The organism is Streptomyces triticirhizae (genome assembly GCF_003696235.1).
Taxonomy (GTDB): Bacteria; Actinomycetota; Actinomycetes; order Streptomycetales; family Streptomycetaceae; genus Streptomyces; species Streptomyces triticirhizae.
The window spans coordinates 1-2,650 of sequence record NZ_RFFJ01000353.1 but is presented as its reverse complement, the minus strand read 5'-3'; the positions used below and the strand labels follow the sequence as shown (position 1 = coordinate 2,650).

Genomic DNA, 2,650 nt, shown 5'->3' with positions numbered 1-2,650 from the left:
GGCCGGTGCCGCCGTCAGCGCGCCGCCCGCAGGGCCGCCGCCGCCAGCCGGTCCGCCTCCGGCGCCGCCCCGCCGGCGAACCGGCGGCGGGTGTAGCCGAAGGCGATGCCGGCCGACGGCGCGGCGAACGCCACCGACCCGCCGGCCCCGTCGTGCCCGAAGGTGCCGGCCGGCAGATGGCCGCCGGGCAGCAGGAAGCCCAGGCCGTGGGCCCGTCGCATCCCCAGCACCAGGTCATGGCCCGTGGTGTGCGGCGATCCGGCCAGCCGGACCGTGTCCGGGTCCAGCAGCGGCGCGCCGCCGTCCACGCCGCTGATCGCGGCTGCGTACAGCCGCGCCAGGCCGCGCGCCGAGGCGACGCCGGCGACGGAGGACTGGCCGCCGGCCCGCATCAGCCGGGAGTTGGGCAGCTCGTGGAGCACGGTGGGCGCCGCCCCGTGGTGCCGGTTGCCCGCGATGCCGCCCAGGCTGTCGGGCGCCTCGGGCAGCGCGTCCGGGTCCGGCGGCGCGGGGCGCGGCGGCAGGATCGAGCGGAGCCTGGGCTCCTCCGCCTCCGGCAGCCCGAGGTGGAAGTCCACGTCCAGCGGCCCGCTCATCCAGCGCTCGTACGCCTCGCGCAGCGTCAACCCGCTGACGCGGCGCACCAGTTCGCCGGCCAGCGCGCCGACCGTCACCGCGTGGTAGCCGAACGCCGCGCCCGGGTGCCAGTACGGCGGGTGGCCGGCGAGGCGTTCGGCGATCGCCGCGTCGTCCGCCAGCTCCTCGGGGGTGAAGCCCCCGGCGACGCCGATCGCGCCGGCCTGGTGGTTGAGCAGCTGGTGCACGGTGATCGCGCCCTTGCCGTGGGCGGCGAACTCCGGCCAGTAGTGCCGGACCTCGCGCGCCACGTCCAGCTCGCCCCGGCTCACCAGCAGGGCCACCACCAGGAACGCGGCGCCCTTGGACGAGGAGAGGACGCCGGTCAGCGTGGACCCGTCGAACGCCGGCCCGCCCCAGAGGTCAACCTCAAGACGGCCGTCCCGGTAGACCGCCAGCTGGGCGGCGTGCTCGGGGTCGGCGGCCAGCACCGCGTCGAACTCCGCGCGCAGCGCGGCGAACGCCTCGCTCGCCGTGCCGCGCGAGGCCGGCGTCGTCTCCTCGTGGGTCATCTCTCACCTCGCCTCTCGGTGGGGGGTGTTCACAGCCGTCCCGCGCCGGCGCGCAGGTCGAGAAGCAGCGGGATCAGCAGCGGGTGGTGCAGCTCACGGCGGAGCGTGGGCACCCAACCGGCGTCGTCCCCCAGGGTGTTGGACGGGTTGGCCGCGTGGAAGGCGTCCAGCAGGTCGACGGGCCGCCCGTTGACCAGGTTCCCGCGCTCGGTCATCGCGGTGTCCGCCGTCCACTGGTGGATCACCCGGTCCGGGGTGATCCCGCGCGGCAGGGTGATCGCGTTGTACTCGGCGACCAGCGCGGACTCGATGCCGATGCCCCAGCTGTAGCCGTAGCGGGAGCCGGCGTCCTGCCGATAGTGGTTGTTGTAGGCGTCCACCTGGCCGTAACGGACGCGCGGCGCGCGCTCGTTGACGTTGTGGAACAGGTTGTGGTGGAACGTCGTCCGCAGCCTGCCCCGGTCGTCGGCCGAGGCGGAGTCGCTGTTGCCGAGCAGGATCGTCTTGTCGTGGTCGGTGAAGACGTTCCAGCTGACGGTCACCAGGTCGGCGCCGCGCACGATGTCCAGCTGGCCGTCGTGCTGCTGGAACAGCATCCCGAAGTACTCGGGCTGCTCGGCGTCGGGCCGGCGGCCGTCGGTGAACGTGTTGTGGTCCACCCACACATGGCGGGAGCCGTAGACGACGACGCTGTCGTACTCGGAGTTCCAGTTGCCGGTGTCGCCGTCGGTCGGGTCCCACTGCGGGAAGCAGTCGAAGGTGTCCTCGAAGGTGAGGTTGCGGACGATCACGTTCTCCACGCCCCTGATGTCCAGGGTGGCGCCGAGCAGCGTGGCGTCCGAACCGACGCCCACGATGGTGGTGTGGGAGGGAACGGACAGCAACACCCGTTCCCGCTGCGCCTCGGCTGAGGCCAGCCTGGCGTCCTCCAGCGGCCCGCTGGGCTCGTTCTCCCAGCCCCAGGTCTCGGGGTCGTAGGCGTCGAGGTAGGCGTCCAGGGTGTAGCCGTCCCTGGCGTAGTCGGCGCACTCCAGCGGGTTGCCGGCGTCGTCGGCGTTGGCGTCGATCGCGCCGGCGACGCGGATCACGCGGGGCGCGTCGCCGGGTTCGGCCAGGGCTGCGGCGAGTTCGGCGCGGTCGGTGACCGTGGTGACGCGGTCGGGCGCGGCGCCCGAACCGCCGGTGACGCCGCCCTCGGCGGAGCCCCAGCCGTCGCCGGCGGGCAGGGTGGCGTGGTCGAGCCGGCTCGGCTTCCCGGCGGGGGCCGCCGTGGCGGACGGCTGGCCGGGCAGGGCCGTGAGGGCGAGGGCGGCGCAGCCGGCGAGGGCGACTCCCGCGACCGCCCGGGGTCTGGAGGTGCGAAGGCTGACGGGGGACATGGCGGCTCCTTGGGAACGGGATGGGGTGGACGAACGGGGGTGCGGGGGCGGGGAGTCGGGGGCCGGCCCAGGAGCGGCCCGCCCCCGCCCCCCCCCCCCACACCGGGGGAGCCCGGTTCCACC

Annotated in this window: 2 protein-coding genes; both read right to left on the bottom strand. The window is 75.1% G+C overall.

From position 1 onward, the window contains the following. Window positions 1–14: 14 nt before the first annotated feature. Window positions 15–1,148, bottom strand: a complete 1,134-nt coding sequence (locus EBN88_RS29500) for a serine hydrolase domain-containing protein (RefSeq protein ID WP_122400045.1) — start codon at window positions 1,146–1,148, stop codon at window positions 15–17. Between the two features lie 29 nt (window positions 1,149–1,177). Next, complete coding sequence (locus EBN88_RS29495) at window positions 1,178–2,527, bottom strand: pectate lyase family protein (RefSeq protein ID WP_122400044.1); 1,350 nt, start codon at window positions 2,525–2,527, stop codon at window positions 1,178–1,180. Window positions 2,528–2,650 lie beyond the last annotated feature (123 nt).

Excerpts from the sequence above, each read along its gene's own strand:
- EBN88_RS29500 (WP_122400045.1), bottom strand. The coding sequence starts at position 1,148 with ATGACCCACGAGGAGACGACGCCGGCCTCGCGCGGCACGGCGAGCGAG.
- EBN88_RS29495 (WP_122400044.1), bottom strand. The coding sequence starts at position 2,527 with ATGTCCCCCGTCAGCCTTCGCACCTCCAGACCCCGGGCGGTCGCGGGA.